At 70.1% G+C, this 26,999-nt stretch carries 22 protein-coding genes and 2 pseudogenes; 20 read left to right on the top strand and 4 right to left on the bottom strand.

The genetic code is table 11. The features are described 5' to 3' along the window. Positions 1 to 105 precede the first annotated feature (105 nt). The 3 genes and pseudogenes from ABT147_RS41550 to ABT147_RS41560 form a co-directional block, all read left to right on the top strand. Positions 106 to 729 (top strand): annotated as a pseudogene (locus ABT147_RS41550) (IS256 family transposase); the annotation flags it as partial. Between the two features lie 46 nt (positions 730 to 775). Beyond that, positions 776 to 2,860: an ISAzo13 family transposase gene (locus ABT147_RS41555; RefSeq protein ID WP_351416453.1), complete on the top strand. Its 2,085-nt coding sequence runs from the start codon at positions 776 to 778 to the stop codon at positions 2,858 to 2,860. Positions 2,861 to 2,870: 10 nt separating this feature from the next. Next, positions 2,871 to 3,329: pseudogene (locus tag ABT147_RS41560) on the top strand (transposase); the annotation flags it as partial. A gap of 67 nt (positions 3,330 to 3,396) precedes the next feature. Here ABT147_RS41560 and ABT147_RS41565 read toward each other — a convergent pair. After that, on the bottom strand, positions 3,397 to 4,800 hold the full coding sequence (locus ABT147_RS41565; protein WP_351416454.1) for an ISL3 family transposase: 1,404 nt from the start codon (positions 4,798 to 4,800) through the stop codon (positions 3,397 to 3,399). 845 nt (positions 4,801 to 5,645) lie between these two features. On the opposite strand from ABT147_RS41565, the gene ABT147_RS41570 reads away from it, so the two are divergent. Genes ABT147_RS41570 through ABT147_RS41580 form a run of 3 tightly spaced genes read left to right on the top strand, consistent with a single transcriptional unit; the run spans position 5,646 to position 9,116 of the window. Continuing rightward, positions 5,646 to 7,790 (top strand): molybdopterin-containing oxidoreductase family protein, encoded by a 2,145-nt coding sequence (locus tag ABT147_RS41570; protein ID WP_351416456.1) that lies wholly within the window; start codon positions 5,646 to 5,648, stop codon positions 7,788 to 7,790. 2 nt (positions 7,791 to 7,792) lie between these two features. Next, positions 7,793 to 8,119, top strand: coding sequence for a ferredoxin (fdxA, locus tag ABT147_RS41575; RefSeq protein WP_257548836.1), 327 nt, complete (start codon positions 7,793 to 7,795; stop codon positions 8,117 to 8,119). Then, entirely contained in the window at positions 8,109 to 9,116 is a 1,008-nt protein-coding gene (locus tag ABT147_RS41580) for an NAD(P)/FAD-dependent oxidoreductase (RefSeq protein ID WP_351416459.1), read from the top strand. The genes fdxA and ABT147_RS41580 overlap by 11 nt, the downstream gene beginning before the upstream one ends. Positions 9,117 to 9,123: 7 nt before the next feature. On the opposite strand, the gene ABT147_RS41585 is transcribed toward ABT147_RS41580, so the two are convergent. Beyond that, positions 9,124 to 10,083, bottom strand: a complete 960-nt coding sequence (locus ABT147_RS41585) for a helix-turn-helix domain-containing protein (RefSeq protein ID WP_351416462.1) — start codon at positions 10,081 to 10,083, stop codon at positions 9,124 to 9,126. A 241-nt stretch (positions 10,084 to 10,324) separates the two neighbouring features. Between ABT147_RS41585 and ABT147_RS41590 the strand changes: the two genes are divergently transcribed. From ABT147_RS41590 to ABT147_RS41605, 4 genes are all read left to right on the top strand, one after another. Next, positions 10,325 to 10,879, top strand: coding sequence for a molybdenum cofactor biosynthesis protein MoaE (locus tag ABT147_RS41590; RefSeq protein ID WP_351416465.1), 555 nt, complete (start codon positions 10,325 to 10,327; stop codon positions 10,877 to 10,879). Beyond that, entirely contained in the window at positions 10,879 to 11,892 is a 1,014-nt protein-coding gene (gene moaA / locus ABT147_RS41595) for a GTP 3',8-cyclase MoaA (RefSeq protein ID WP_351416467.1), read from the top strand. The genes ABT147_RS41590 and moaA overlap by 1 nt, the downstream gene beginning before the upstream one ends. A gap of 50 nt (positions 11,893 to 11,942) precedes the next feature. Then, entirely contained in the window at positions 11,943 to 12,188 is a 246-nt protein-coding gene (locus ABT147_RS41600; protein WP_351416470.1) for a MoaD/ThiS family protein, read from the top strand. 241 nt (positions 12,189 to 12,429) lie between these two features. After that, the gene (locus ABT147_RS41605; RefSeq protein ID WP_351416473.1) at positions 12,430 to 12,873 is read left to right on the top strand and encodes a CBS domain-containing protein; all 444 of its coding nucleotides are present in this window, start codon (positions 12,430 to 12,432) and stop codon (positions 12,871 to 12,873) included. 670 nt (positions 12,874 to 13,543) lie between these two features. Here ABT147_RS41605 and ABT147_RS41610 read toward each other — a convergent pair. Continuing rightward, entirely contained in the window at positions 13,544 to 14,050 is a 507-nt protein-coding gene (locus ABT147_RS41610) for a hypothetical protein (protein ID WP_351416475.1), read from the bottom strand. A 342-nt stretch (positions 14,051 to 14,392) separates the two neighbouring features. Here ABT147_RS41610 and hisC point away from each other — a divergent pair, with 342 nt between their 5' ends. After that, on the top strand, positions 14,393 to 15,439 hold the full coding sequence (gene hisC / locus ABT147_RS41615) for a histidinol-phosphate transaminase (RefSeq protein WP_351416478.1): 1,047 nt from the start codon (positions 14,393 to 14,395) through the stop codon (positions 15,437 to 15,439). Positions 15,440 to 15,444: 5 nt separating this feature from the next. Continuing rightward, entirely contained in the window at positions 15,445 to 17,193 is a 1,749-nt protein-coding gene (locus ABT147_RS41620; protein ID WP_351416480.1) for an aldehyde dehydrogenase family protein, read from the top strand. Positions 17,194 to 17,214: 21 nt separating this feature from the next. On the opposite strand, the gene ABT147_RS41625 is transcribed toward ABT147_RS41620, so the two are convergent. Continuing rightward, positions 17,215 to 17,685: an Lrp/AsnC family transcriptional regulator gene (locus ABT147_RS41625; protein ID WP_351416483.1), complete on the bottom strand. Its 471-nt coding sequence runs from the start codon at positions 17,683 to 17,685 to the stop codon at positions 17,215 to 17,217. 150 nt (positions 17,686 to 17,835) lie between these two features. Between ABT147_RS41625 and pdhA the strand changes: the two genes are divergently transcribed. The 8 genes from pdhA to ABT147_RS41665 all read left to right on the top strand — a co-directional run bounded on the left by pdhA (position 17,836) and on the right by ABT147_RS41665 (position 26,997). Next, positions 17,836 to 18,981, top strand: a complete 1,146-nt coding sequence (pdhA, locus tag ABT147_RS41630) for a pyruvate dehydrogenase (acetyl-transferring) E1 component subunit alpha (RefSeq protein ID WP_351416486.1) — start codon at positions 17,836 to 17,838, stop codon at positions 18,979 to 18,981. A 5-nt stretch (positions 18,982 to 18,986) separates the two neighbouring features. Then, positions 18,987 to 20,006 carry an alpha-ketoacid dehydrogenase subunit beta gene (locus tag ABT147_RS41635; RefSeq protein ID WP_351416488.1) on the top strand — a complete coding sequence of 340 codons (1,020 nt, stop codon included), beginning with the start codon at positions 18,987 to 18,989 and terminating at the stop codon, positions 20,004 to 20,006. Continuing rightward, positions 20,003 to 21,550, top strand: a complete 1,548-nt coding sequence (locus ABT147_RS41640; protein WP_351416491.1) for a dihydrolipoamide acetyltransferase family protein — start codon at positions 20,003 to 20,005, stop codon at positions 21,548 to 21,550. Before ABT147_RS41635 ends, ABT147_RS41640 begins: the two co-directional genes overlap by 4 nt. Before the next feature lie 79 nt (positions 21,551 to 21,629). Beyond that, positions 21,630 to 23,348, top strand: coding sequence for a phenylacetic acid degradation protein PaaN (gene paaN, locus ABT147_RS41645; protein ID WP_351416493.1), 1,719 nt, complete (start codon positions 21,630 to 21,632; stop codon positions 23,346 to 23,348). After that, a complete protein-coding gene (locus ABT147_RS41650; RefSeq protein ID WP_351416495.1) occupies positions 23,341 to 24,522 on the top strand; it encodes a thiolase family protein in 1,182 nt (393 codons plus the stop codon). The genes paaN and ABT147_RS41650 overlap by 8 nt, the downstream gene beginning before the upstream one ends. Further along, positions 24,519 to 25,298, top strand: coding sequence for an enoyl-CoA hydratase/isomerase family protein (locus ABT147_RS41655; protein ID WP_351416497.1), 780 nt, complete (start codon positions 24,519 to 24,521; stop codon positions 25,296 to 25,298). The genes ABT147_RS41650 and ABT147_RS41655 overlap by 4 nt, the downstream gene beginning before the upstream one ends. Then, positions 25,295 to 26,161 carry a 3-hydroxyacyl-CoA dehydrogenase family protein gene (locus ABT147_RS41660; RefSeq protein WP_351416499.1) on the top strand — a complete coding sequence of 289 codons (867 nt, stop codon included), beginning with the start codon at positions 25,295 to 25,297 and terminating at the stop codon, positions 26,159 to 26,161. The genes ABT147_RS41655 and ABT147_RS41660 overlap by 4 nt, the downstream gene beginning before the upstream one ends. After that, entirely contained in the window at positions 26,152 to 26,997 is an 846-nt protein-coding gene (locus ABT147_RS41665) for an enoyl-CoA hydratase/isomerase family protein (protein ID WP_351416501.1), read from the top strand. Before ABT147_RS41660 ends, ABT147_RS41665 begins: the two co-directional genes overlap by 10 nt. The last annotated feature ends 2 nt before the right edge of the window (positions 26,998 to 26,999 follow it).

A 26,999-nucleotide genomic window follows, 5' to 3' on the forward strand; every position in this document is an offset into this window, starting at 1 on the left:
CGGTGTGCCCTTCGTGTGCGCTGACTGACAGTCACTGCATGGTGGTGGGTGGGCTGTGGGACTGTAAGACGTTCGGTGTAACTCCCGATCATGGAAGATGCATCGATGACCAGTGAGAACTTGACCGATCCCAAGTCTGTCGAGTCGGCAGAGGCGGTGTCGGCGAAGGCCGTGGACGACCAGTTGATCGACGAGCTGGTGCACCGGGCCCAGGCCGAGGGCCTGCAGCTGACAGGCGAGGGCGGGCTGCTACAGCAACTGACCAAGCGGCTGTTGGAGTCCGCCCTGGAGGGCGAGATCACCGGCGAGGTTCAGGCCCACCTGGCCGAGGTCTATGGAGCCGAGGTCTCCCGCCAGACCATCTCCACCATCACCGACAAGGTGCTCGAGGGCATGGCCGAATGGCAGGGCCGCCCGCTCGACGCCGTCTATCCGGTCGTCTTCACCGACGCCATCCACGTCAAGATCCGCGACGGTGCGGTCGCCAACCGGCCCATCTATGTCGCCCTGGCCGTCACCGCCGAGGGCCGACGGGAGATCCTGGGGTTGTGGGCCGGCGACGGCGGCGAGGGCGCCAAGCACGGGCTGCACATCCTCACGGAGATCAAGAACCGCGGCGTCAGCGACGTGCTCATGCTGGTCTGCGACGGGCTCAAGGGCCTGCCCGAAGCGGTGGAGACCGTCTGGCCCCGGACGATCGTGCAGACCTGTGTCGTGCATCGAAGCCGTCAAGGAACAACCCGTTGCTTTCATAGGACAAGCCCGTTGCTCTGGTATGAGCTTCGCCGACGACGTTCTGGATCAGCTCGCGCTGCGGTTCCAGGTCGTGTTGCCGCACCTGAACGAGCGCCAGCGGCGTCTGATGCTGGGGCAGGAGGCGCGACTGCTCGGGCACGGTGGGGTACGGGCCGTGGCGCGGGTGGCCGGGGCGAGCGAGACCACGGTCCGCAACGGTGTGTTCGAGCTGGAGGCCGGTGCGGATCCTCTGCGGGACGGCTGCGTCCGGCGCCCCGGGGGTGGCCGCAAGCCATCTGAGGAACAGGATCCTTTACTGGTTCCGGCGTTGCTGAAGCTGGTGGAGCCGGATGAGCGGGGCGATCCGATGTCGCCGCTGCGCTGGACCACCAAGTCCTTGCGCAACCTCGCCGAGGAGCTGACCGGTCAAGGGCACCCGGTCTCCGCTCCGACCGTCGGCCGGCTGCTGAAGGAACAGGGTTTCAGTCTGCAGGCCAGCGCCAAGACGCTGGAGGGCAAGCAACACCCCGACCGGGACGCACAGTTCCGCTACATCAACGAACAGGTCAAGGAGCACCAGGCCGGGGGTCAGCCGGTGATCAGCATCGATGCCAAGAAGAAGGAGCAGATAGGACAGTTGCCGAACCCCGGGCGGCAATGGCGCCCCGCAGGTGATCCGGTGCAGGTGGAGGACCACAGCTTCTACTTCATCGGTCCCGACGTCGAGGTGGCGATACCGTTTGGCATCTACGATCTGGCCCACGACAGCGGCTGGGTGAACGTCGGCACCGATCACGACACCTCGGTGTTCGCCGTCGAGTCGATCCGCCGCTGGTGGCGGGCCCGTGGCCGGGTGGACCACCCGGATGCCGACCGGTTGCTGATCACCGCGGACTGCGGAGGTTCCAACAGCTACCGCTACCGGCTATGGAAGGCTGAACTCGCCGTGTTCGCCGCCGAGATGGGCCTCACGGTGAGCGTCTGTCACTTTCCGCCGGGCACTTCGAAATGGAACAAGATCGAGCACCGGCTGTTCTCCCACATCTCCCTGAACTGGCGCGGCAGGCCCCTGACCAGCCACGAAGTCGTGGTCAACAGCATCGCCGCGACCCGCACCCGCACCGGCCTGCGCGTTCACGCCGAGCTGGACACCGGGACCTACCCGGTGGGAATCTCCGTCAGCCGTGAGCACCTGCGCTCACTGCCGATCACACACCATGACCAGCACGGATCCTGGAACTACACGATCGCCCCAGCCGGCACCACCGGCGACTGCACGAACAACACCAGTGATCGCGACCACACCAGGTCACAGGTCCTGGCGATGCTCGCCGAACCGCGCCTGAGCGGCATGACCTCACCCGAACTGGACGCCCTGCGCGCCCAGTTGGCTCCCGCGCAGGCCGCCCGGGCCGAACAGCGCAAGTTCCAGCAGCGCGGCGGCCGACGCCTGCAAGCCCCCGGAGCACACGGCAAACCCCTGCTCTCGAACGCCGACCGCATCCTGATCACGGTGATCTACCTGCGCCGAGTCTGCTCCCAGAAGGTTCTGGTCGACCTGCTCGCCATCAACGCAGTCACGATCGGCCAGGTCATCGGCGAGACCCGCACCCTCATCGACGCGCAGAAAATCACCATCTCGCAGACCGCGCACTACTTTTCCTCCGCCCAGGAACTGCGCGACTGGGCGCAGGACGGCGCGACGACCAGCCGAATGGATCTCTCCCAGACCCTGTCCCACCCGGCCCTCACCGGTATGTCCCGTCCGGACTTCCAGGCGCTGATCGACCGGATCACCGTGCCCTACCAGGCCGCGCTCGAACAACGCCGGCATCACCAGCGCGGCGGTGATCGACGCCCAGGAACCCGTGGCGGCGTCTTCCGTCAAAAGATCACCGACGCGGACCGGATCCTGGCGACCGTCCTCGCGCAGCGAGATCTGTGCAACCAGCAGACCCTGGCCGACCTGTTCGGTGTCAGCCGCAGCACCATCCGCAACGCCATCGAAGACGTCCGTCCCCTCCTCGAACAGGACACACACGTCCCGATGCCTGCCGACCGACGTTACGCCACGGCCGCCGACGTCCTCGCATCCGTCACAGAACACAGCGCAACACCAGGTTGAATCCTTACAGCTTCATCTGCTGCGGAACCCCTTCCGCTATGCCGCCCGCCAGGACTGGGACAAGATCGCCAAGCTTCTCAAGCCCGTCTACACCGCTCCCACCGGAGAGGCCGCCCTGGACCGGTTCGCCGAGTTCGCCGACGCCTGGGGCCGAAAGTATCCGGCGATCGTGAAACTGTGGGAGAACGCCTGGGAGGAGTTCACCCCCTTCCTGCGGTTCGACACCAAGATCCGCCGCATCGTCTGCACGACGAACGCGATCGAGGCGGTGAACGCCCGTATCCGCCGGGCGGTCAAGGCCCGCGGATACTTCCCCAACGAGCAGGCCGCCCCGAAATGCGTCTACATGGCGATCATGTCCCTCGACCCCACCGGCAAGGGACAGGCCCGCTGGACCATGCGCTGGAAGACCGCACTGAACGCCTTCGACATCACCTTCGACGGCCGCCTCTCCGCAGCCCGTCAGTAACTGCAACAACCCCAGTTACACCGCTCGTTTGGCCCTGTCTCACATTCGGTGGTGACGGAGCGTGCCGTTATCCGAGGAGGATGCGGTGCCGAAGCAGGGTGAAGCCTGCTCGTCCGTGCATCTGGCGCGCGATCCGCTTGGTCTTGGTGTTGACGCCCTCGGTGGGGCCGTTGCTGTACGGAAGCGTGAACGCGGCGATCACTGCGCGGACCTGGAGTTCGGCGAAGTCCCCGACAACGGCGGCAAACTGGGTCATCTCGGGGCAGGCAGCAGTGAGCTTGGCCAGGAGCTCGTGATGCTCGGCCTTGAGGTTGTCGGGCCTGGTCAGCAGCAGCCGGGCGAGCCGACGCGGGGAGATGTGGCTGCGGTCGTGGTCCGCGCGGCCCTGGTTGATGTACTTGTGCAGGAGGTTCAGGCAGCCGGTGAAGCCGAGGGCTTTGATCTCTTCGAAGAGGTGGCTGATGGGGACAGCGGGGTCCTCGGTTCGGCGTTTGCGCAGATGCTCGCGGTAGGGGTCGACGAGGCTGGCACGGTACTTGGGGACGCGGAGCATCCGCTCCGGCCGGTCGGCTCGCGCGTAACGTTTGACGGTGTTCAGGGCCAGTTGCAGGCGGCGGGCGCACTCCAGCAGACCCACTCCCTTCTCGAGCGGGCCGTGGACCTGGTGCCAGCGTTCCAGGGTCGTCCGCGCGCGGGGCCCGTCGTACAGGGGCGCGTCCAGCACGGCGGCCCAGCAGGTGCTGTAGGCCTTCACCTCGCTCAGGGAGGCTTCGCACAGGTTGTGCCACAGGAGCCACCTGTCTGCGACCTGCACCGCGTCGGGCAGGGCGCGACGTATGGCCTCCGCATAGGTCGCGGAGCCGTCACGGCACACGACCTCGACGCCCGGATGCCCGCGCAGCCAGGCTTCCAGCGTGTCGGCGGTGCGGTCGGGCAGCACGTCGATGCGCTCATGGGTCTCGGCGTCGATGATCACGGTGGCGTAGCGGTGCCGTCGGCGCAGAGCGAAGTCGTCGACGCCGATCACGCGGGGCGTCCGCCCGGTGGGCAAAGGGATGCGCAGCAGGGCGCGCAGGGCTGTGTGGCGAGACAGGCCCGCCGCGAGTATCGCCGGCAAACGTGATCCCGCTCGGCCCGCTGACTCCTTGGCCACGGCCTTGACCTGCATGGTCAGGCGGGCCGTGCGTCGCTGGTAGCGATCCAGCACTCCGGGCATTTGCTCGCGGAAGGTCTGCCGGCAGCCGCGTGTGGGACACGCCAAGCGCCGCACCCGCACACGGACCACCACCCGCCGTCCGTCGACGGGCACGTCGGCCACCGTCCGCAGGTGATATCCGTGCACGCGCCCCGACGATGCCCCGCACACCGGACAGACCGCCGTGCCCTGGGGAGTCCGTGCCCGCACCATGATCCGCTCGCCCTCGTCGGCCACATCCTCTATGACCAGCGGTGAAAGACCCGAAGACACCATCCGCACAAGCTCGTTGACGTCCTGCACGCGAGTGCCAACGACCCTTGCGACTCTCCGTCACCACCGAATGTGAGACAGGGCCGCTCGTTTGACGGACCCGGTGTCGGAGCTCAACTTTGCCTGGACGGACTGAATCCGCTGCTCGTGGGTTTGGGCCAGGTTGGTCTGCGTCGGCTGACGTTCTTCTGACCTGCACGTATGCGCGCGGATGCGTGCCTGGTGAGAAGTGTTCTGGTCGGCACTGCTGCGACAGGGCAATGAATTGAGGCCACCCTGAGGCCGACGGTCCCGGGGAAGCGTGTCGATGGCGGCGGGACCAACCGTCGGGCGGCTCACTGCCGGCTGTCCGATCTCCGCCAGCCGTCGGTTCTCCGCGCGCCACGAACCAAGGGTTGTCTCACGCTCTGGATCCGGGGCGCGTTACCGCCTCAGCCACGCCCGTTCTGGGGTGCTCCCGTGGGTTCTGCCTGGTGGTCCGGGAGAGCCGGCGGCGATGTTCGCGTGATCTTCGCCCGCCACGGCTTCTGCCGTGGCGAAGCCGACCAGCTTCAGCACCGGACTCGCAACCGAGCAGATCGGCGCGCAGCGGGGCGCAGCGGGGTGCAGCGATCGAGTCTTGCTGCCCGACGAAGGCGACGAAGACGGTCTTGGCTTCGTGAGGCCAGTGACTGAACACCCTGGGAACCACGGCCCAGGCGTGGCGACGCTGCCCGCGGACGGACCGTCAGCGCACAGACGCGTGACCCGGGTCTGTCGCGCCTGGCCAAGAGCCTGTCGCCTGTTGCCTACCCGCCGGCTGCCGGAACTTCGACGATCGAGACAGACACGATCCGAGGGGAAGACAGATGAGCGCAACAGCGGCGACCGGTACTGTCGAGGTGCGGGGTGCGTGTCCGCACGACTGCCCCGACACCTGCGCGATGAGGATCACCGTCACGGACGGCAAGGCCGTGAGCGTGACCGGCGACCGGGAGCACCCGTACACGCGCGGTGGCCTGTGTGTGAAGGTCGACAACTACCTGGACCGGGTGTACAGCCCGGACCGTGTGCTGTACCCGATGCGGCGTACGGGGCCGAAGGGCAGCGGACAGTTCGAGCGGATCACCTGGGACCAGGCGCTTGACGAGATCGCGGACCGGTTCCGGGCGATCTCCGCGGAGTTCGGGCCCGAGGCCGTCATGCCGTGCAGCTACCTCGGCACGCAGGGGATCCTCAACGGCCTCAACGTGGGCGACCCCTTCTTCGCCAAGCTGGGCGCCACCATCGCCGAGCGCACCTACTGCGACTCCGGCTCGTGCACCGCGTACACGATGACCATCGGCGACTGTGCGGGAGTGGACCCCGAAAGCCTCGTCCACTCCAAGTTCATCCTCATCTGGGCCTGCAACGTGATGAGTACCAATCTCCACCTGTGGCCCTTCATCGCCGAAGCCCGCAAGCGGGGCGCCACCGTGGTCGTGGTGGACCCGGTGAAGACCCGTACCGCGAAGGCGGTCGACTGGCACATCCCGATCCGGCCGGGCACCGACGGCGCCCTCGCGCTGGCGATGATGAACGTGATCATCGAAGAGGGACTCACCGATGACGACTACATCGCCAACTACACCGTCGGATACGAGGAGTTGGCCGAGCGCGTACGGAAGTACTCACCGGAGTGGGCCGCCGAGGAGACCGGCGTTCCGGCCGAGGACATCCGTAAGCTGGCCCGCGCGTACGCCACCGCGCAGCCGTCCGTCATCCGGATCGGTGTGGCCGTCGAGCGGCACGCCGGCGGTGGCCAGACGGTACGGGCGCTCGCCTGTCTGCCCGGACTGGTCGGCGCGTGGCGCAAGCCCGGTGGCGGGATTCTGCAGTTGCCGCTGTGGGCGTTCCCGGTCAACTGGGGCGCGATGATGCATCCGGAGATGCTCGAACCCGGCAAGCGGGTCGTGAACCAGTATCTGCTGGGCCAGGCGCTGACCGGCGGTCTCGAACTGGACCCGCCGATCAAGGCGCTGGTGGTCTACAACTCCAACCCGGTGGTCGTGTGCCCGGACCAGGAGAGGTTGATCGAGGGGCTGCGGCGGGACGACCTGTTCACCGTGGTCAGTGAGCAGTTCATGACCGACACCGCCCTGTTCGCCGACATCGTGTTGCCCGCCACCACCCAGCTGGAGCAGGACGACATCATGTTCTCCTGGGGCCACCTCTACGTCACCTACAACCACCGCTCGATCGAGCCGCTCGGCGAAGCCGTGCCCAACACGGAGCTGTTCCGGCGGCTGGCGGCGCGCATGGACTTCACCGAGCCGGTGTTCCGGCGTACGGACGAGGAGATGATCGCCGAGGCGTTCGACTGGTCGGCGCCCGCCATGCAGGGCATCACCCTCGAGTCGCTGCGGGAGACGGGCTGGCAGCGGCTGACCGTGCCGCCCCCGGACCAGTACGCCCCGTACGCGGAGGGCAACTTCCCCACCCCGTCCGGCAAGGTGGAGCTCAAGTCCTCCATCGCGGAAACCGTAGGGAACTTCGTGGTCCCGCTGTTCCGGCAAGGCTCCAACGACCACCAGCCGGGCACGCCGGTCGATCCGCTGCCGCACTACATCCCGCCTCGCGAATCGGCGCGCGCGAACCCCGAACTGGCCGCGCGGCATCCGCTCAACCTGGTCACCCCGAAGCCGCACGCCTACCTGAACTCCAGCAGCGCCAACCTGCCGCTCCACCGGCGCGTGCAGGGCGAGCCCACCGTCCTCATCCACCCCGACGACGCCGCCGAGCGCGGTATCGCCACCGGCGACGACGTGCGGGTGTTCAACGACCGCGGCTCGTTCGTGGTGAAGGCGAAGGCGGACAGGTCCGTCCTGGCGGGCGTCGCCGTGTCGGCGTACGGCGGCTGGCGTATGCACACGAAGTCGCTGTCCACGATGGCGTCCCTGAACCCCACCGCCTTCGCCGACCTGGGCAACGCGCCCACGTTCTCCGACACCCTCGTCCAGATAGAGAAGGCCTGACCATGGCTTACGTCGTGACCGACGCCTGCGTGGACATCCTCGACCAGTCCTGCGTCGAGGAATGTCCGGTGGACTGCATCTACCAGGGGGACCGGATGATGTACATCCACCCCGACGAATGCGTCGACTGCGGGAAGTGCATGACCGTCTGCCCCAGCGACGCGATCCACTGGGAGCACAGGATTCCCGTGGAACTGGCCCCGTTCACCACGGCCGCCGTCGAGTTCTTCGAAGAGCACGAGGACGCGGCCGGCGGTGCGTCCTCGCGCGGACCCGTCGGTGTCGACCACCCCCTGCTGCGGGAAAGGCGTGCCACCGGTGAAGGCTGAGCACGAGACCGGCTGCGGCGCCGACGGGTACGCCGGCGATCTGCTGATCGTCGGCGCCGGGCCGGTCGGTCTCTACGCGGCCTACTACGCCGGGTTCCGGGGCATGTCGGTCACGGTGATCGACGCGCTCGACCAGCCCGGCGGCCAGATGGCGGCGCTGTATCCCGAGAAGAAGGTCTACGACGTCGCCGGATTCCCCGCCGTGAAGGCGCAGGACCTCGTCGACGCCCTGGTCCGGCAGGCGTCGCAGGCGAAGCCCCGGTACCTGCTGGGCCACACCGCGCAGGCCCTTGAGGACACGGCGGACGGCATCGCCGTCACCACCCACCGGGGCACCGTGGTGACGGCGAAGGCCGTACTGGTCACCGGCGGGATCGGCAGTTTCACGCCGCGCCCGCTGCCCGCGGGCTCCGAGTACGAGAACCGCGGCCTGCGCTACTTCGTGCCGAAGCCGGCCGAACTCACCGGCGCCGACGTGGTGGTTGTCGGCGGCGGGGACTCCGCGGTGGACTGGGCGCTGGCGCTCGAACCCCTCGCCCGCTCGGTCGCGCTGGTCCACCGCCGGCCGCGGTTCCGGGCACACGAGCACAGCGTCCGGCTGCTGCGCACGTCGTCGGTGCGGCTGTACACCCCGCACGAGGTACAGCGGATCAGCGGTGAGACGCGCGTGGAACAGGTGGAGTTGAGCAACCTCGAAACCGGCGCGACCGAGAGCCTGCGGGCGGACGCCGTGGTGGCGGCGCTCGGCTTCGTCGCGAACCTCGGCCCGCTCGCGACGTGGGGGCTTCAGATGCGGGGCCGGCACATCGCGGTCGACCGGACCATGCGCACCAGCCGGCCGCGCGTGTACGCCGCGGGTGACATCGCCGACTACGACGGCAAGGTCGCGCTGATCACCGTCGGTTTCGGCGAGGCCGCACTCGCGGTGAACCACCTGGCCCCCGTGGTCGATCCCACGCTGGGCACCGTGCCGGGACACTCCAGCGACGGCCTGTGAGCGGCCCTTACGCCCGGGCCCGAGCACGGTAGGCGGTCGGCGAGGTGCCGTACACCTCGCGGAACGCCCGGCTGAACACGGCGAGATCGGTGAACCCCCAGCGGACGCAGATCTCGGTGAGGGTGGCTTCGCCTCCCCGGTGGGTCAGCAGGTCGCGCCGGCACCGCTCCAGCCGCTGGCGCCGGATCACCTGGGACACCATCTGTCCCCGGCCGGCGAACATCCGCTGGAGCTGGCGTGTCGACACGAAGTGCGCCTGCGCGACGCGTTCCGGGGACAGGTCCGGATCACCGAGATGCTCCGCGATGTAGGTGTCGATCTGCCGCAGCAGACTCGCGTGGCGGTCGGTGTCGGCGCCGAAGCCGTGTGCCTCTGTCGCGATGGTCGCCACCAGGTCGCCGATCTCGTCGGCGATCCGGATGGCACCCCCTTCGCTGATGACCGGCTTCTCGACGAGCAGGTCGGTCAGCATCCTGCTCAGCACCCCGGTGATACCGCTGCCGCCGTCCAGCGTCCGGCAGGTCAGCCTGGCCGACTCGCTGTCGCTGAGCCGGATCGTGTCGCGGGGCCAGGTGAAGACGGCGATGTCCCAGCAGGGGGAGCCGGCACCCGAGCGAAGCGACCAGTGAAAGGGCCGCTCCGTCTCGTAGACGACGAAGTCGCCGGGGCGGAGCACCGCGTCGTGCCCGTCCTGCTCGGCACGCGCCGCACCGCGGCGGACCAGGCAGACCTGGAGGTAGCGGTCGCCGTCGCGCCGCAGCAGTTCCTTCGTACGAAGGACGTCCTGGTCCACCGAGCGGACTCCCGACACCCGGAGGTGGCCGAGGAAGTCGCTGCGCACAGCGCCGTCGAACGTGCCGCCGTCCCGCTCGACGTCCACGTCCAGGCTGACGAAATGGTCCCGGAGGAGCTCCCGCCAGACCTCTCGCCGGCGGGTGTTCGTCTCGTTCGAGCCCACCACCGTCATGGCCTACCTCGCTCGTATCCCGTGTCCACTCGGCTCGGCGTTGCGCGAGTACTCGTCCACCAGAGTGTCGGCCATGTCCAGAGGCGGATCGTTGTTGCCGTGTAAAGAACCGGAAAACCCTGATTCAGCGACACGTACCCGTCGTCGCCGGTCAAATGCCTGTCGCGCGGAGTCCGGTACGGCAAGCCCGGGCCGGTGAGGATGAACGCCAGTGCCGGTCCAGAACGCGAGGGAGCGCATCGTGACAGCCGTCGTGAATGATCACATCCGCAGTCCGGAAGAAACGGTCGAGGACGTCCGAGTGGCCCTGACCCCGGACCGCGTCCCGGTCGCCGAGGCGATCGAATGGGCGACCGTGCCGCACTGTGGCGCGGTCGTCACGTTCACCGGTACGGTGCGCGACCACAACGACGACCTGGAGGGCCACCGCACCGGGATCGTCGGGATCGACTACGAGGCGTTCGACCGGCATGTCGAGCCGCGGCTTCGGCAGATCGCCCTCGCCGCCCGGGACCGGTGGCCCGCCCTCGGGCGCGTGGCGTTGTTCCACCGCGTCGGGCCGGTGCCGATCACCGAGGCGAGCGTCCTGGTCGTGGTCTCCGCACCGCACCGCGGCGAGGCGTTCACCGCGGCCCGCTTCTGCATCGACGTCCTCAAGGAGTCCGTTCCGGTGTGGAAACGCGAATACGGCGGGGACGGTACGAGCGGCTGGGTGGCGACCGGGAACCGGATCGACGACGTCTCCGTCGCGGCGAGCCGCTGGTGCCTCGCCCGGAACCCGGAACCGGCGGCGTGATGAGCCGGCCTGTCACCGACCGCCGGTACCGTCACCTTCGCGACCTGCGGATCTCCATCACCGACCGGTGCAACCTCCGATGCCGGTACTGCATGCCGCGCGAGCATTTCGGCCCGGGGCACCGTTACCTGGAGCCGGTCGACCTGCTGACCTTCGACGAGATCGCGCGTCTGGCGCGGGTGTTCGCCTCCCTCGGCGTGCGCAAGATCCGGCTCACCGGGGGCGAGCCGCTGCTGCGTCGCGGCGTCGCGGACCTCGTGGCGCTGCTCGCCGCGGTACCCGGGCTCGATCTCGCGATGACGACCAACGGGCTGCTGTTGCCGGCCTTCGCGGAACGCCTCGCCCAGGCCGGGCTGCGCCGGGCGACGGTGAGCCTGGACGCGCTCGACGACGCCGTGTTCCGGGCAGTCGCCGACACCGCGGTGCCGGTGCGCCGGGTCCTCGACGGGATCGACGCGGCCGCACGCGCCGGCCTCAACCCCGTCAAGGTGAACATGGTGGTGAAGCGGGGAGTCAACGACGGGTGCGTGCTGCCGATGGTCGAGCGGTTCCGGGGCAGCGGCCACATCCTCCGCTTCATCGAGTACATGGACGTAGGGGCCACGAACGAGTGGCAGCTCGGTGAGGTGCTGCCCGCCGCCGAGATCGTGCGCCTGATCGACGGCCGTTACCCGCTCGAACCGCTCGGCGCGACCGGCGTCGGTGAGGTGGCCACCCGCTACCGTTTCCTGGATGGCGCCGGGGAGATCGGTGTCATCGGCTCGGTGACGCGGCCGTTCTGCGGGGACTGCACACGAGCCCGGCTGTCCGCCGAGGGGAAGGTGCACACGTGCCTGTTCTCCTCCGGCGGGACCGACCTGCGGGCGTTGCTGCGAGCCGGCGCCTCCGACGAGGAACTGTGCTCCGCCGTGCGCGCACTCTGGGGCGCCCGGGAGGACCGCTATTCGGAGTTGCGCGGACGCCGCGCACCCTCGCGCGGTGATCGGGTGGAGATGTCCTACATCGGTGGGTGACCTCGAACGACGCAACAAGAGAACGACCTGAACGAGAGGTGGATCGGCTCATGCCCACAATGCTGCTGTTCGCGGCCGCGCGTGAGGCGGCGGGCCGAGGGCGCGACGTGATTCCCGGCGGCACGCTCGACGAGGTGCTCGACGAGGCACGCCGGCGCTACGGCGGTGAGTTCGCCCACGTGCTGGCGAACTCACGGGTGTGGTTCAACGGAGAGATGCTGAACGACGAGATGCACGGCGCCCCGTGTGAGGCCGGCGACGAGATCGCCGTGCTGCCACCGATCAGCGGCGGATGATCACAGGTGGTCCTGCTCTGCGTCGACGGTTTACCGCGCCGCGCTGACGGCACTGCCCGGCCGGCGACCCCGAGTCGCCCGGCGCCGGAACCATGCGCCGGTACTGGGTCGCGAAACCGTCCTCGGATCCGCCGAGTTCGGGCACGCGCCCACACCGTTGCGGGTGTCGCGGAAGAAGGCATTTCAGTTTTGGAGCAATACCGTGAGACGAGGAATCGAAGATGAAGTGCAGGTACCTGTGATGAGCAGCGTCACGGGCAGATCCATGACCTATGAATCCGCTGTGCGGAGCCGCGTTGCAGATGTCATGGTCACCTGTCCCAAGACCCTGGGACCGCTCTCCAGGGTGGACGACCTCCGAGCTGTTTTCAGCGACAATCACGTCCACATGGCCCTGGTCGTCGACCCGGACGACGGACGGCTCATAACGACGATCGAGCGACCGGACATCCCCGAAGCCGCCCCCAATTCCGTGGCCGTCACGGAGCTCGGAACTCTCGTCGGCAGAACGGTACAGGCGTCATACCCACTTGATGCTGCTACAACAGCGATGAGATTCGAGGCGCGACGTCGGTTGGCGGTGGTCGACGATTTCGGTCGACTGCTGGGTCTGCTATGCCTGAAGCGATATGGAACCGGATACTGTTCGAATGAAGGGATCCGCGCCCGCGCTGACGAAAGGTAACGAGCGCACTTTTCGTCTCCAATGAGCTGTTCCCGGTAATCGTCGGCCACCGTCCGTGAGTGCGAGGTGCGTCGCGTGATCTGCGACATCCTCAAGTTCAGGCAGATGTAAGGCCCCTGGTAGGAACGATCTTGCGACAGAAGGATCCGACCGAAGGGCCTCACGTGCCGACCGGCACCGGAGCCCACTCCAGGGTTGAGGCCACGATGCGCAACACCCCGCCTTCTGGGCTCGCTTGCCGCACCCGCACCCGCACCCGCACTCCGCTCAGGTGCGGCAGCACCCCTCGGTGACGAGACCTATGTCCTCGGCTGACCCGATCCCCGGGCGCAGCCTCTACGCGGACAGGAACAGACCGACAAGGGTTGAGGAGCACCGACATACATCAACCCACCTGACCTGCAAGAACGGCGTGAATCGGCACTGATTGATAAGGACCGCCAAGATCCTCAGAGGACTCATAATCCGTCGGCCGTGGGTTCGAGTCCCACCCGCCCCACCTGCGCAGGGTTCTGACCTGCTGAAACGTTCGTTTTTGGGTGTCGGAGCGTCAACTCTGCCTGGACGGACTGGATCCGCTGCTCGTGAGTTTGGGGCTCGGCGGAGGTCGGGGGATTTCGATCCCCTCTGACCTGCGGCGGAGTAGGCGTTCGAGGTTGTCGAAGTGGAATCAGCATCGCCAGGGCCTGTGGGGGCGGCCGGGGGCCGTCTCGGACAGGCGCGCACCCGCGTACGCCGCCATGAGGACGCCGGTACAGGCGCCGCGTTCCCCGGCGGAAAGGCCGGGAGGGAAGCCGATGCCCCGGTCCTCGGTTCCGTCGGTGGCCAGCTGGTAGCGCAGCGCGGACGTCATGTCCGTCCCCGATGCAGTGGCGGTGAGCTCCCAGAACTCGACCTGCACGGTGACCGGTTCGCACAGCGGCCCGCCGTCGTCCGTGTCGCTCGGACGGATCACGACGGCCGCGGCCTCATCAGCCGCGCTCCTGTCGGCCGTGGCCGCAGAGAACGACACACTGGGGCGCAGCCACCACGCCTCGTCACTCGCCGACCAGCCGCCGTTCTCGCGGCAGCCACCGGCCTCCGCGCCGTCGGCCGTTCCCGAACAGCCGGCCGTCAGCAGGGCGAGCGACGCCGCCAACGAGATCAACGACCCGTGTGCGACGTGGGTTGTGGACATGGTCTCCCTCGATCGGAGCGGGCGAGGCGTGGGCACCTCGCGGATTGTGCGGGGAGCAGTCTTCGCGGACCGTGTCGGCAACCGGGGCCCGGGAACCTCATGTGTCCGACCTGTGACCAACGGAAGCCGCCGGTGTCCGGCGGCTTCCGAGCCGTCCGTCTCGTGGCAGGGACCTGGATGGGCTGGGCGAGAGACTGATTGCCGGGCATTCGACATGATTTCGGCGATTCGTCGCCGAATTCTCCAAAGCGTTGAGCATTTGTCGTTCGCTCTTCACGCTTTCCCTGTCAAGTGCCCCGAGGTACGGCCTCGGGACTTCACCGCTTCAGAAGCGAGTCGAGCATGGTGAGCGTCCGTTCGTCCTTGGCGCAGTTGCCCCCCTACGTCCCTGGCCGCAAGCTGCCCGGTGCGGTCGTGCTGGCCAGCAACGAATCCCCTTACGGGCTGTTGCCCGGGGTTGCCGGAACGCTCTCGGAGCTGGCCGCAGGCGTGTCGCGGTACCCCGACATGAGCGCCACCTCACTCGTCGAGGTCCTGGCCGCGCACCACGGTGTCGAGCCAGAGCGGATCGCGGTGGGCGCCGGCTCCTCCGAGGTCTGCGGACAGCTGCTGCACTCGGTCGTCGGCCCCGGCGACGAGGTCGTCTTCGGCTGGCGGTCCTTCGAGGCGTACCCCATCCTCACGGCGGTCGCCGGCGGTACGGCGGTGCGGGTTCCGTTGCGGGACAATGCGCTGGACCTCGACGCCATGGCCACGGCGATCACCGGCCGGACCCGGCTGGTCTTCGTCTGCAACCCCAACAACCCCACCTCCACCGCGGTCGGCGAGCGCGCGCTCAGTGATTTCGCGGACCGGGTTCCGGACGATGTGCTGATCGTCGTCGACGAGGCCTACCGGGAGTACGCCGATCCGGCCCTGGTCCCCGACGCCCTCGCCCTGCTCGGCGACCGGCCGAACGTGGCGGTGCTGCGGACCTTCTCCAAGGCGTACGGCCTGGCGGGACTGCGCGTCGGCTACTGCGTGGCGCCGCCGGAGTTCACCGCCCATGTACGCAAGACCCAAGTGCCGTTCAGCGTCAGCGCGCTTGCCCAGGAGGCCGCCGTCGTCGCCCTCGGGGAGCGCGCGGAGGCAGCCCGCCGTGCGGCACTCACAGTCGCCGAACGGGCGCGCGTCACACTGCGGTTGCGCGCGCTCGGCTTCGAAGTGCCGGACTCCCAGGCCAACTTCGTCTGGCTGCCGCTCGGAGACGACAGCGCGGACTTCGCCGTGCACTGCCTCGACGGGAAGGTCGTCGTCCGTCCGTTCCTCGGTGAAGGAGTCCGGGTGACCATCGGTCTGCCGGAGGAGAACGACGCCCTGCTCGCGCTGGCCGCTGCCTGGAGAGGCTGAAGGCCATGCGTCCCAGTCCCTATGAGCGGCATCGCGAGCTGCTGCAGGAGGCCGTACGGGCCCTCGCGGCCGGTGAATGCCGTCGGCCCTTCACGGAGGCGACCGGGCAGGATGCCGCCGACGCGGGCATGAGATCGACGCGAACGGCGGGGAAGGTCTTCGGCTCCCTGCTGGGACGCCCTTTCGACCTCGACCAGCCCGGAGAACTCGGCCAGGTGGCCACCGAGTCCTCCCCGTACGGCACAGGCACGTACGGCATGGGCATCGGCTACCCGCGCTGCGACCCCGCGGCGCTGGTGGCGGCGGCCGGGCGGGCGGCGGCCGGATGGCGTGCCGCCGGGCCGTACCAACGTGCCGGGCTGGCCGTGGAGATACTGCGCCGACTGAACACGCGCAGTCATGAGCTGGCCCTTGCGGTGCACCACACCACCGGCCAGCCGCCGGAGGCGGCGTTCCGGGCCGCCGGGCCGCGCGCCCAGGACCGGGCGCTGGAGGCTGTGGCCCATGCCTTCGCCGAGTCGGCGCGCGTCCCCGCGGACCTGAGTTGGGAGAGCCCCCGACGCAGTGGGCAACCGCCGGCGATGCGGGGCACCTGCACCCTGGTGCCCCGGGGAGTGTCGCTGCTCATCGGCTGCCCCGACTATCCGCTCTGGAACGGCTATCCGGGCCTGTTCGCCAGCCTGGTGACCGGAAATCCCGTGATCGTGGCCCCGCATCCGCGCTCCGTGCTGCCCCTGGCGATCACTGTTCGCGTCGCACGGCAGGTGCTGGCGGAGGCCGGGCACGCCCCGGACATCGTGACCCTGGCGGTGGCGGAACCGGAGGAACGGCTGCACCGGCGGCTGGCCACGGACCCGGCGGTGCGCATCGTCGACTTCACAGGCTCGGCGCGGTTCGCCGACTGGCTGGAACAACACGCCCGCCAGGCCACCGTGTTCGCCAACCGGACCGGCCTGAACACCGTGATCGTCGACTCCACCGAGAACTACCGGGGTCTGGTGCGAGGCTTCGCCCGTTCCCTGTGCCTGTGCAGCGGCACGTTCCGCACCACGCCGCAGAACGTCCTGGTGCCGACGACGGGCATCGTGACCGACGAGGGGCACAGGAGCCTCAGGGATCTCGGCGCCGACATCCGCGAGGCCGTGGACCGGCTGCTCGGGCATCCGGCACGTGTGACGAGGCTGCTGGGCGCGATCACCGGCGACGAGGTACGGGCCGCACTGGCGCAGGCCGCCCAGTACGGTGCGGTGCTGTCCGCGTCCCGGCCCCTGCACCATCCGGACCATCCCGGCGCCGATCTGCGCAGCCCACTGCTCGTCCGGCTGGGAGCGCGGGACGAGCGGATCTACGCCAGGGAGTGGCCGGGTCCGGTCTCGTTCCTGGTGGGCACCGACTCGACCTCGCACAGCCTGGCGCTGTTCCGCTCCACCGTGGGGCGCCACGGAGCACCGTACGCCGCGGTGCACTCGACCGACCCGCTGGTACTGGCGGTCGCCGAGTCGGCGGCGCTGGACGCCGGAGTGCATCTGGTGCAGAACCTCGCGGACGACTTTCCCGCCGATCCCTCCTCGGCCGGCGCGGACCTGCCCGCCGCGGGTGCCCACTTCGTCACGGGACGGTTCCGGGTGGTGCGGTCCCGGCGCCATGTGGAACCGGTGGCCCCGGCTGCGGTCCTGGCCCCCGTCCTGATGGCGAAGCCGGCTCGTGTCCCAGCGCCGGACGTCGGCTCCGCCACCGAACTGCTCGACGTCTGAGGGTCGTGTCCCGGGCTCCCGTCAGGCGGTCCAGTCGGCCCCGCGGCCCCGCACCTCGTCGAAGACCAGCCAGGTGCGGGTCGAGCGCACCCCCGGCACCGCCTGGATGCTCTCCAGCACTACCCGGCGCAGCGCCAGGTTGTCCGGTGCACGGACCAGCACCAGGACGTCGAAGTCGCCCGTGACGAGGGCGACATGCTCGACGTACGGCATGTCGCGCAGCTCGCGCGAGATGTCACGCCAGGCGTTCTGCTCGATGGTCAGCGTCACGTAGGCGCTCGTGCCGAGTCCCGCCCGCTGTGGATTGAGCTGCGCGGTGAAGCCGGTGATGACCTCCTCGGCCACCAGTCGGCCGATGCGTGTGTACGCGTTGGCGCGCGAGATGTGCACGTCCTCCGCGAGCGCCCGGACCGAGACCCGGCCGTCCCTGAGCAACCGGGCCAGGATCTGCCGGTCGATGTCGTCGAGCGGAACGGCAGTTCGTCCGGGCACCGACCCCGACGGTGAGGTTTCCTCGGACACATTGCCCTCCACGCGCACTCGATTCGGCAGTTCATCGCCACTTCGGCCGAAGTATTGAACACATATTCCGTTATGGCGACCATTCTCCTGTCAAGTGTCCAGAGAAAGCGAGTGCCCTCCATGTCCGTGAAGAGCCTCCGACAGACGGTCCAGGGCCTCCTGCCGTCCCTCACGCCGGTGCGGTTCGTGGCCGAGGACGGCACTCCGGTGGCCAAGGCGCCGGCCGGATACACCGAGCCCCCGGTCGAGACCCTCCGCGACGCCTACCGGCGGATGGTCCTGGGCCGCCGCTTCGACACCCAGGCGACCGCGCTCACCAAGCAGGGGCGGCTCGCGGTCTACCCGTCCAGCCGGGGCCAGGAGGCCTGTCAGGTCGGTGCCGTGCTCGCGCTGCGCCCCGACGACTGGCTCTTCCCGACCTACCGGGACTCCATGGCCCTGGTCACCCGTGGCATCGACCCCCTTGAGGTGCTGACGCTGCTGCGCGGCGACTGGCACTGCGGCTACGACCCGGCCGCCACCCGCGTCGCCCCCCAGTGCACCCCGCTGGCCACCCAGGTGCTGCACGCCACCGGCATGGCGGAGTCGTTGCGCCGGAAGGGCGGGGACGGCGTGGCGATGGCTCTCGTCGGGGACGGCGCCACCAGCGAGGGCGACTTCCACGAGGCGCTGAACTTCGCCGCCGTCTTCCGTGCGCCGGTCGTCTTCTTCGTCCAGAACAACAAGTACGCGATCTCCGTGCCGCTGGCCCGGCAGACCGCGGCGCCCGCCCTCGCGTACAAGGGAATCGGCCACGGTGTGCGCTGCGAGCAGGTCGACGGCAACGACCTGGTCGCCGTGCTGGCGGTGCTGACCGCGGCCGTCGAACACGCGCGCGCCGGGCACGGCCCCTTCCTGGTCGAGGCGCACACCTATCGCATGGACGCGCACACCAACGCCGACGACGCCACCCGCTACCGGGACGACGAGGAGGTCGAGCGGTGGAGCGCCGCCGACCCGCTCAGCCGGCTGGAGGCACTCCTGCGGGCCCGTGACGCGCTCACCGACGAGGACGTCGCGGCGGTGCGGGAGGAGGCGGAGGCACTGGCCGCCGCACTGCGCGCCGGCATGAACGCGGAAACCGTCCCCGACCCACTGGAGCTCTTCGACCACGTCTACGCCGAGCCGACGCCGCAACTGCGCGAACAGCGCGCCCTGTTGGTCGCCGAACTGGCCGAGCTCGCCGAAGCCGACGAACCCACCACGTCTCAGACTCAGGAGGACTGACGGCCATGGCCAAGGTCACGATGGCGCAGGCGCTGAACACCGCTCTTCGCGACGCACTGCGCGAGGACGAGCGCGTACTCGTCTTCGGCGAGGACGTCGGCCCCCTCGGCGGTGTCTTCCGGATCACCGACGGACTGACACGCGACTTCGGCGAGCAGCGGTGCTTCGACACCCCGCTGGCCGAGGCCGGCATCGTCGGACTGGCCGTCGGCATGGCGATGGGCGGCTTCCGGCCCGTGGTGGAGATGCAGTTCGACGCCTTCGCGTACCCCGCCTTCGAGCAGATCGCCTCGCACGTCGCCAAGCTGCGCAACCGCACTCGGGGACGCCTCACGCTGCCGATGGTGATCCGCATCCCGTACGCGGGTGGCATCGGCGGAGTCGAGCACCACTGCGACTCCAGTGAGGCGTACTACGCGCACACGCCGGGACTGAAGGTCGTCACCCCGGCGACGGCCGAGGACGCGTACTGGCTGCTGCGCGACGCCGTGGCCGACCCCGACCCGGTCGTCTTCCTGGAGCCGAAGAAGCTGTACTGGTCGAGGGAGGACACCGACCTGGAACGGCGCGCCGTGCTGCCGTTCGGGCGGGCGGCGATCCGGCGGGAGGGCCGTGACGCCACGGTCGTCGCGTACGGGCCGTCGGTTCCGGTGGCCCTGGCCGCCGCGGAAGCCGCAGCCGCCGAGGGCATCGAACTGGAGGTCGTGGACCTGCGGACCGTGGTGCCCTTCGACGACGAGACGGTCACGGCATCGGTACGCCGGACCGGGCGCTGCCTGGTCGTCCAGGAGGCCCAGGGCTTCGCCGGGGTCGGAGCGGAGATCGCCGCACGTGTGCAGGAACGCTGCTTCCATTCGCTGGCCGCACCCGTCCTGAGGGTTGCCGGCTTCGACATCCCTTATCCGCCGCCCAAGTTGGAGCACGCGCACCTGCCCGGCGTCGACCGGATCCTCGACGCCGTCGACCGCCTTCAGTTCGCCGACGAGCCGGACACCCGGCACCTGCTGAAGGGAGCGGTCGCATGACCACCGCAACGCTCCAGGAGCAGCTGTTCCGGCTGCCCGACCTCGGCGAAGGACTGGCCGAGGCGGAGATCACCGAGTGGAAGGTCGCGGTCGGCGACACGGTGACGATCGACCAGATCGTCGTCGAGGTCGAGACCGCCAAGGCCGCGGTCGAAGTACCGGTCCCGTACGCGGGCACGGTGCTGCGACTGCACGCGGAGGCGGGCACGGCGCTGGCGGTGGGGGAGCCGCTGATCACGGTGGGGGCGGACGCCTCCGGCGGTGTCGGCGCCTCCGAGGGGTCGGGTGGCGGCCCCCGTCCCGCAGCGCCGGGGGCCGATACGGCCGATGGCACCTCCGGTACGGCGCCGGGCGGGTCGGTTTCGGCCGAGGCGGCCGAGGAGCGTTACCGGGAGGAGGAACAGGCCGGTTCCGGCAACGTCCTGATCGGCTACGGCACCGGCCATGGCCCGGCGCTTTCGCGCCGCCGCCGTCGGCGCGCCGCCGTGGTGGTCCCGGGCGAGGCGTCCGGGGGCGCGAGCGCCCCGAGCGCCGGTGCCGCGGCTGCTGACGTCGAGGCCCCGATCGGCGTCGGAACACCGGCGCGCGACGGCCACCCCGCCCCGGCCACGGCAGGATCGCCGCACCCACCCCGGGTGATCTCCCCCCTGGTACGGAGGATGGCCCGGGACCACGGTGTCGACCTCGCCGGTCTGGCGCCGTCCGGTCCCGCCGGCGTCGTTCTGAGACGGGACGTGGAGCAGGCCATCCTCCGGGCCGCCACGCAGGCGCCGACGGAACCCGTCTCCGCACCGAACACCCCGGCACGGCAGGAATCGGTGCCCGCCCCGGAGGCACGAAGGGCCCCCGACGGTGCCGAGCGCATACCGCTACGCGGAGTACGGGGTGCCATCGCGAACAAACTCTCCCGCAGCCGCACCGAGATCCCCGACGCCACCACCTGGGTCGACGTGGACGCGACCGGGCTGCTCCAGGCCAAGAAGGCGCTGGAGGCCGCCGAACCAGGCCGCCGCATCGGGCTGTTGGCCCTGCTGGCCCGTATATGCGTCGCCGGCCTCTGTCGCTACCCGGAACTGAACTCCACGGTGGACACCGAGCGGCGGGAGATCGTCCGCGTCAGTGAGGTGCACCTGGGTTTCGCCGCCCAGACCGAACGCGGCCTGGTCGTCCCCGTCGTCCGTGACGCCCACCGCCTGACGACCGTACAACTGGCCGCCGAACTCGCCCGGTTGACCGAGCTCGCCCGCAACGGGAGTCTGCCTCCCGACCGTCTGACCGGCGGGACCTTCACCCTCAACAACTACGGCGTGTTCGGCGTGGACGGCTCCACGCCCATCATCAACCACCCGGAGGCCGCCCTGCTCGGCGCGGGCCGCATCGTCGACAAACCCTGGGTGGTGGACGGCACGCTGGCCGTCCGCAAGGTCATGCAGCTCTCCCTCAGCTTCGACCACCGGGTCTGCGACGGGGGAGTGGCCGGAGGCTTCCTTCGTTTCGTGGCCGACTGCGTGGAGCGTCCGGCGATCCTGCTCGCCGACGTCTGATCAGGCCCCCCATTTCCCTTGTCTCCGCCTGGGTGCCCCGCACCCATCGACCTACCGAACGTTCGGCCAGGAGCCCCTCGTGTCCACTGACCCACACCCCGACTTCTTCGCACGCCATACGGATCTGCTTCACCAGGCGGTGGAGCGTGCCGCCGCCCGCGACTACTGGTCGCCGTACCCGGAAACGCCCAGCACCTCCGCGTACGGAGCCGGGGCACCCGAGGTGGGCGAGGCGGCCTTCCGTGGCCTCCTCGGCCGGCCCTGCCCCCTCGAAGGGCACCCCACGACCGGCACCGTCCCCGCCGCCGAGATCTCCCCCTACGGCTTCCCCCTCGGCATCAGCTACCCCTGCCTGGCGCCCGAGGCCGCCGTCGCGACGGCCAGGTCCGCCGCCGTGGCGTGGCGCGCCGCGAGCCCGGACACCCGGGCCGGCGTCGCGGCGGAGATCCTGGTCCGGCTGAACGCGGCGAGCTTCGAGATCGCGCACGCCGTGCAGCACACCACCGGCCAGCCCTTCCTGATGGCGTTCCAGGCAGGCGGCCCGCACGCCCAGGACCGCGGCCTCGAAGCGGTCGCGTACGCCTGGCAGGAGCAGCGGCGCCATCCGGCCACCGCCCGCTGGAGCAAGCCGCAACGCAGAGGCGGCCCACTCGTCATGGACAAGACCTTCACCCCCGTCGGACGCGGGGTGGCGGTGCTGATCGCCTGCAACACCTTCCCCACCTGGAACGGCTATCCGGGGCTCTTCGCAAGCCTGGTCACCGGCAACCCCGTGATCGTCAAACCGCACCGGCGGGCCGTACTGCCGCTGGCGATCACCGTGCGCATCGCCCGCGAGGTCCTGGCGGAGGCAGGCTTCGACCCGGACCTGGTGCTGCTCGCCGCCGAGCGCGACGACGAGCGAACCGCGCCCGCACTCGCCACCCATCCCGACGTACGCATCGTCGACTTCACCGGCTCAACCGAGTTCGGCGACTGGCTGGAGGTCAACGCCCGCCAGGCCGTCGTACACACGGAGAAGTCCGGGCTCAACACCGTCGTCGTCGACTCCACGGACGACTACGCGGGACTCCTGCGCAACCTCGCCTTCTCGCTCTCCCTCTACAGCGGCCAGATGTGCACCACGCCGCAGAACATCCTCGTACCCCGCGACGGCATCCCCACCGACCAAGGGCCGCGCACTGCCGATGAGTTCGCCGCCGACCTGGGCGCCGCCCTGGACAAGCTGCTCGGCGATCCCGGCCGCGCCGCGGCCACCCTCGGCGCGATCGTGAACGCCGGGGTGCTGGGGCGTCTGGAGGAGGCGGCGGCTCTGGACCGTACGGCCCACCCCTCCCGCGAACTGGCCCACCCGGACCACCCGGACGCGGTCGTCCGCACCCCGCTGGTGGCCCGGCTCGACGCCGAGGCGGACGAGAAGACGTACACCAGTGAGTGGTTCGGGCCGGTCTCCTTCGTCATCGGCACCGACTCCACCGCGCACAGCCTGCGGCTGCTGCACGACACCGTGCGGCGGCACGGGGCCCTGACCGCCTCCGTGTACTCGACCGACGACACCGTGCTGGACGTGGCGCGGGCCACGGCCCTGGAGGCGGGTGTCCACCTGTCCGAGAACCTGACCGGCGGCGTCTTCGTCAACCAGTCCGCCGCCTTCAGTGACTTCCACGGCACCGCGGCCAACCCCGCCGCCAACGCCGCCCTCACCGACCCGGCCTTCGTCACCGGCCGCTTCTCGGTCGTCCAGTCCCGCCGCCACGCGCCCGCACTCGCACTCGCCGAGGAGGACACCGATGCCTGACGAGGTCTATCTGATAGACGGGGCCCGCACCCCGCAGGGCCGTTACGGCGGCGCCCTGGCGTCCGTGCGCCCCGACGACCTGGCCGCCCTCGTCGTCGGCGAGGCGGTACGGCGCTCCGGGGTCCCGGCCGAGGCCGTGGACGAGGTGATCCTCGGCGCCGCGAACCAGGCCGGTGAGGACAACCGGGACGTGGCCCGGATGGCCGTGCTGCTGGCCGGACTGCCGCACACCGTGCCCGGATACACCGTCAACCGGCTGTGCGCCTCCGGGCTGACGGCCGTCGCCTCGGCCGCCCAGGCGATACGGGCGGGGGAAGCCGACCTGGTCGTGGCGGGCGGAGTGGAGTCGATGACCCGCGCCCCCTGGGTGATGGCCAAACCCGGTACGCCCTGGGCCCGGCCCGGCGAGGCCCACGACACCTCCATCGGCTGGCGCTTCACCAACCCCCGCTTCCCCGCCACGACCACCCTGTCGATGGGCGAGACGGCGGAGGAGGTCGCCGCCCTGGACGGCATCACCCGCCTGGACGCGGACGCCTTCGCGCTGCGCAGCCACCGGCGGGCGATCGCCGCCCAGCAGGCGGGCCGCTTCGAGAAGGAGATCGTCCCGGTGCCGGTCAAGGACGGCGAGGTGACCCAGGACGAGGGGCCCCGGCCGTCCACCTCGCTGGAGAAGCTGGGCGGACTGCGCGCCGTCTTCCGCGCCGACGGAATCGTCACCGCGGGCAACTCCTCGCCACTGTCCGACGGGGCCGCGGCCCTGCTGGTGGCGAGCGGGGCGGCGGTCGAACGGTACGGGCTCACTCCCCGGGCCCGTGTCGTCACCGCCGCCTCGGCCGGGGTCGAACCCCACCTGATGGGGCTCGGGCCCGTGCCGGCCACCGCCAGGGCACTGGCCCGGGCCGGCTGGACGGCCGGCGACCTGGACGCGGTCGAGCTGAACGAGGCCTTCGCCGTCCAGGCGCTGGCGGTCGTCCGCCGGTTGAAACTCGACGAGGACCGCGTCAACGCCGACGGCGGCGCCATCGCCCTCGGCCACCCGCTGGGCTGCTCCGGCGCCCGCATCCTGCTCACCCTGCTCGGACGCATGGAACGCGAGGACGCCCGCCGGGGCCTGGCGACTCTCTGCGTCGGGGTCGGGCAGGGCGTGGCGATGCTCGTGGAGCGGCCATGAGCACGTCCACGAGTACGTCGTACAACACCTTGCTGGTCGAGGAGCGCGCGGACCGGGTCGTCGTCACCCTGCACCGCCCCGAGGCCCGCAACGCCATCAGCGGCCGCATGATCGCCGAACTGCACGGCGTGTGCGAGGACTTGGAGCGCGATCCCAAGCTGTTGCTGCTCACCGGGCACGGCGGCGTCTTCGCCGGCGGTGCCGACATCGCCGAACTTCTCGGGCGCGGTCGGGACGAGGCCCTCCAGGGCATCAACAGCCGCCTGTTCGATCGGGTGCGCAGGCTGCCCATGCCCACCGTGGCCGCCGTGGACGGCTGGGCGCTCGGCGGCGGCGCCGAACTGGCGTACGCCTGCGACATCCGGATCGCCGGACCGGACGCCGTCTTCGGCAACCCTGAACCGGGCCTGGGCATCCTTGCCGCCGCCGGGGCCTGCTGGCGGCTGGGGGAGCTGCTCGGCGAGTCGCTGGCCAAGCAGGTCCTGCTCGCCGGACGGAACCTCGACGCGACGGCCGCGCTCGCCTGCGGGCTGGTCATGGACGTCGTACCGGCCGACCGGCTGACAGCCCAAGCGCACGCCCTGCTGGACCGCATGGCCCGCTCCTCCGCACTCGCCCTGCGCCTGACCAAGCTCGTCACGAACGCTCCCGGTGCCCATCCGGTGGCCGACGACCTTGCCCAGGCCGTGCTGTTCGAGGGCCGCGACAAGGAGGAGCGCATGACGCGCTTCCTGGCGAAGAACGAGAAGCACGAGAAGAACGGAGCCCGGGCATGACCTCGGCATCAGCACCACCCGCCGTCGTGGGGGTGATCGGCGGCGGCCGGATGGGCGCCGGTATCGCCCAGTCCTTCGCGGCCGCCGGGTCGTCCGTGGTCGTCGTGGAGCACGACGGCGCGGCCGCGGCCGTCGCCCTGGACCGGATCACCGCCGGGCTGCGGCGGGCCGCCGAGCGCGGGGGGCTCGGCGGACCCGTGGCCAGTGATGTATCGGACCGGGTCACCGCCGTGACCTCGCTCGCCAGGCTGCCCCACGACGCCGATCTGGTCGTGGAGGCGGTACCGGAGGACGCCGCGCTCAAGGCCCGGCTGCTCGCCGCCGCCGAACAGGCCGTGGGGGAGCGGTGCGTGCTGGCCACCAACACCAGCTCCCTGCCGGTCACCGAACTCGCGGCGGCCCTGAAGCGGCCCGGACGCTTCCTGGGCATGCACTTCTTCAACCCCGTGCCCGTCTCCGCGCTGATCGAACTGGTCCTCGCGCCCGACACCACCGGGCAGACCCTCACAGCGGCGGTCGGCTGGACGCACGCCCTCGGCAAACAGGAGGTCGTGGTCCAGGACTCCCCGGGATTCGCCAGCAGCCGCCTCGGCCTCGCCCTCGGTCTGGAGGCGATCCGCATGGTCGAGGAGGGGGTCGCCGACCCGGAGGCCATCGACACGGCCATGCGCCTGGGCTACCGGCACCCGATGGGGCCGCTGCGCCTCACCGACGTCGTGGGTCTCGACGTACGGCTGGCCATCGCCGAACACCTGCACGCGACGCTCGGGGAGCGGTTCGCGCCGCCGGCGTTGTTGCGGGAGAAGGTCGCCCGCGGCGAGCTGGGCCGCAAGACCGGTCAGGGGTTCTTTCCATGGCAGTGACCGACGGGGTGACCACCGAGACCGAGGCGGGCGGGTACTCCGCCCCGTACGGGGTGGCGTACGACGTCACCGACGCCGTGGCCGTCATCGAACTGCGCGGACCCGCGAGCGGCAACACCCTCGACGCGCACATGCGCAGCGCACTCCTCATGGCGGCACGGCGCCTGACCACGGACACCGCACGCGGCGTGCGAGCGGCCCTGATCACCGCCCGCGGCAGGCACTTCTGCGTCGGCCAGGACCTCAGGGAACACGCCCGGCTGCTGCGGACCGAGCCCGCCGCGGCCTTTGCGAAGATTCCCAACGAGTACAACCCGCTGGTCAAGGAGTTGCACGCGCTGCCGGTCCCGCTCGTCGTGGCCGTCGAGGGAGCCTGCGTCGGGGCCGGACTCGGCATCGCCCTCTGTGCCGACGTGCGGGTTGCCGGTGAAGGTGCTCGCTTCGGGACCGCCTTCACCGGCATCGGGCTGGCCTCCGACTCCGGGGTCGCCCGCGCCCTCGCCCGCCAGCTGGGCCCCTCGCGGACCGCAGGGCTCATGCTGCTCAACGACCAGTTCTCCGCGCGGGACGCCTCGCACTGGGGCCTGGTCCACCGTGTCGTACCGGACGGCTCGGCCACGGCCCAGGGACTGGCCCTCGCCCGCTCCCTGGCCGACGGACCCACCGCCGCCCACCGGGAGACCAAGGCACTGCTGCGGTCCGCTGCCACCACGCCCCTGCCGGCGGCGCTGGAGCGCGAGGCCGTGATCCAGCGGCGGCTCGGCGCCACCGACGACCACCACGAGGCCGTCGCGGCCTTCCTCGAACGCCGCAGCCCCGCCTTCCGAGGCCACTGACC

The sequence above is a fragment of the Streptomyces sp. NPDC001868 genome (assembly GCF_040297125.1).
In the GTDB taxonomy this organism is placed as follows: Bacteria; Actinomycetota; Actinomycetes; order Streptomycetales; family Streptomycetaceae; genus Streptomyces.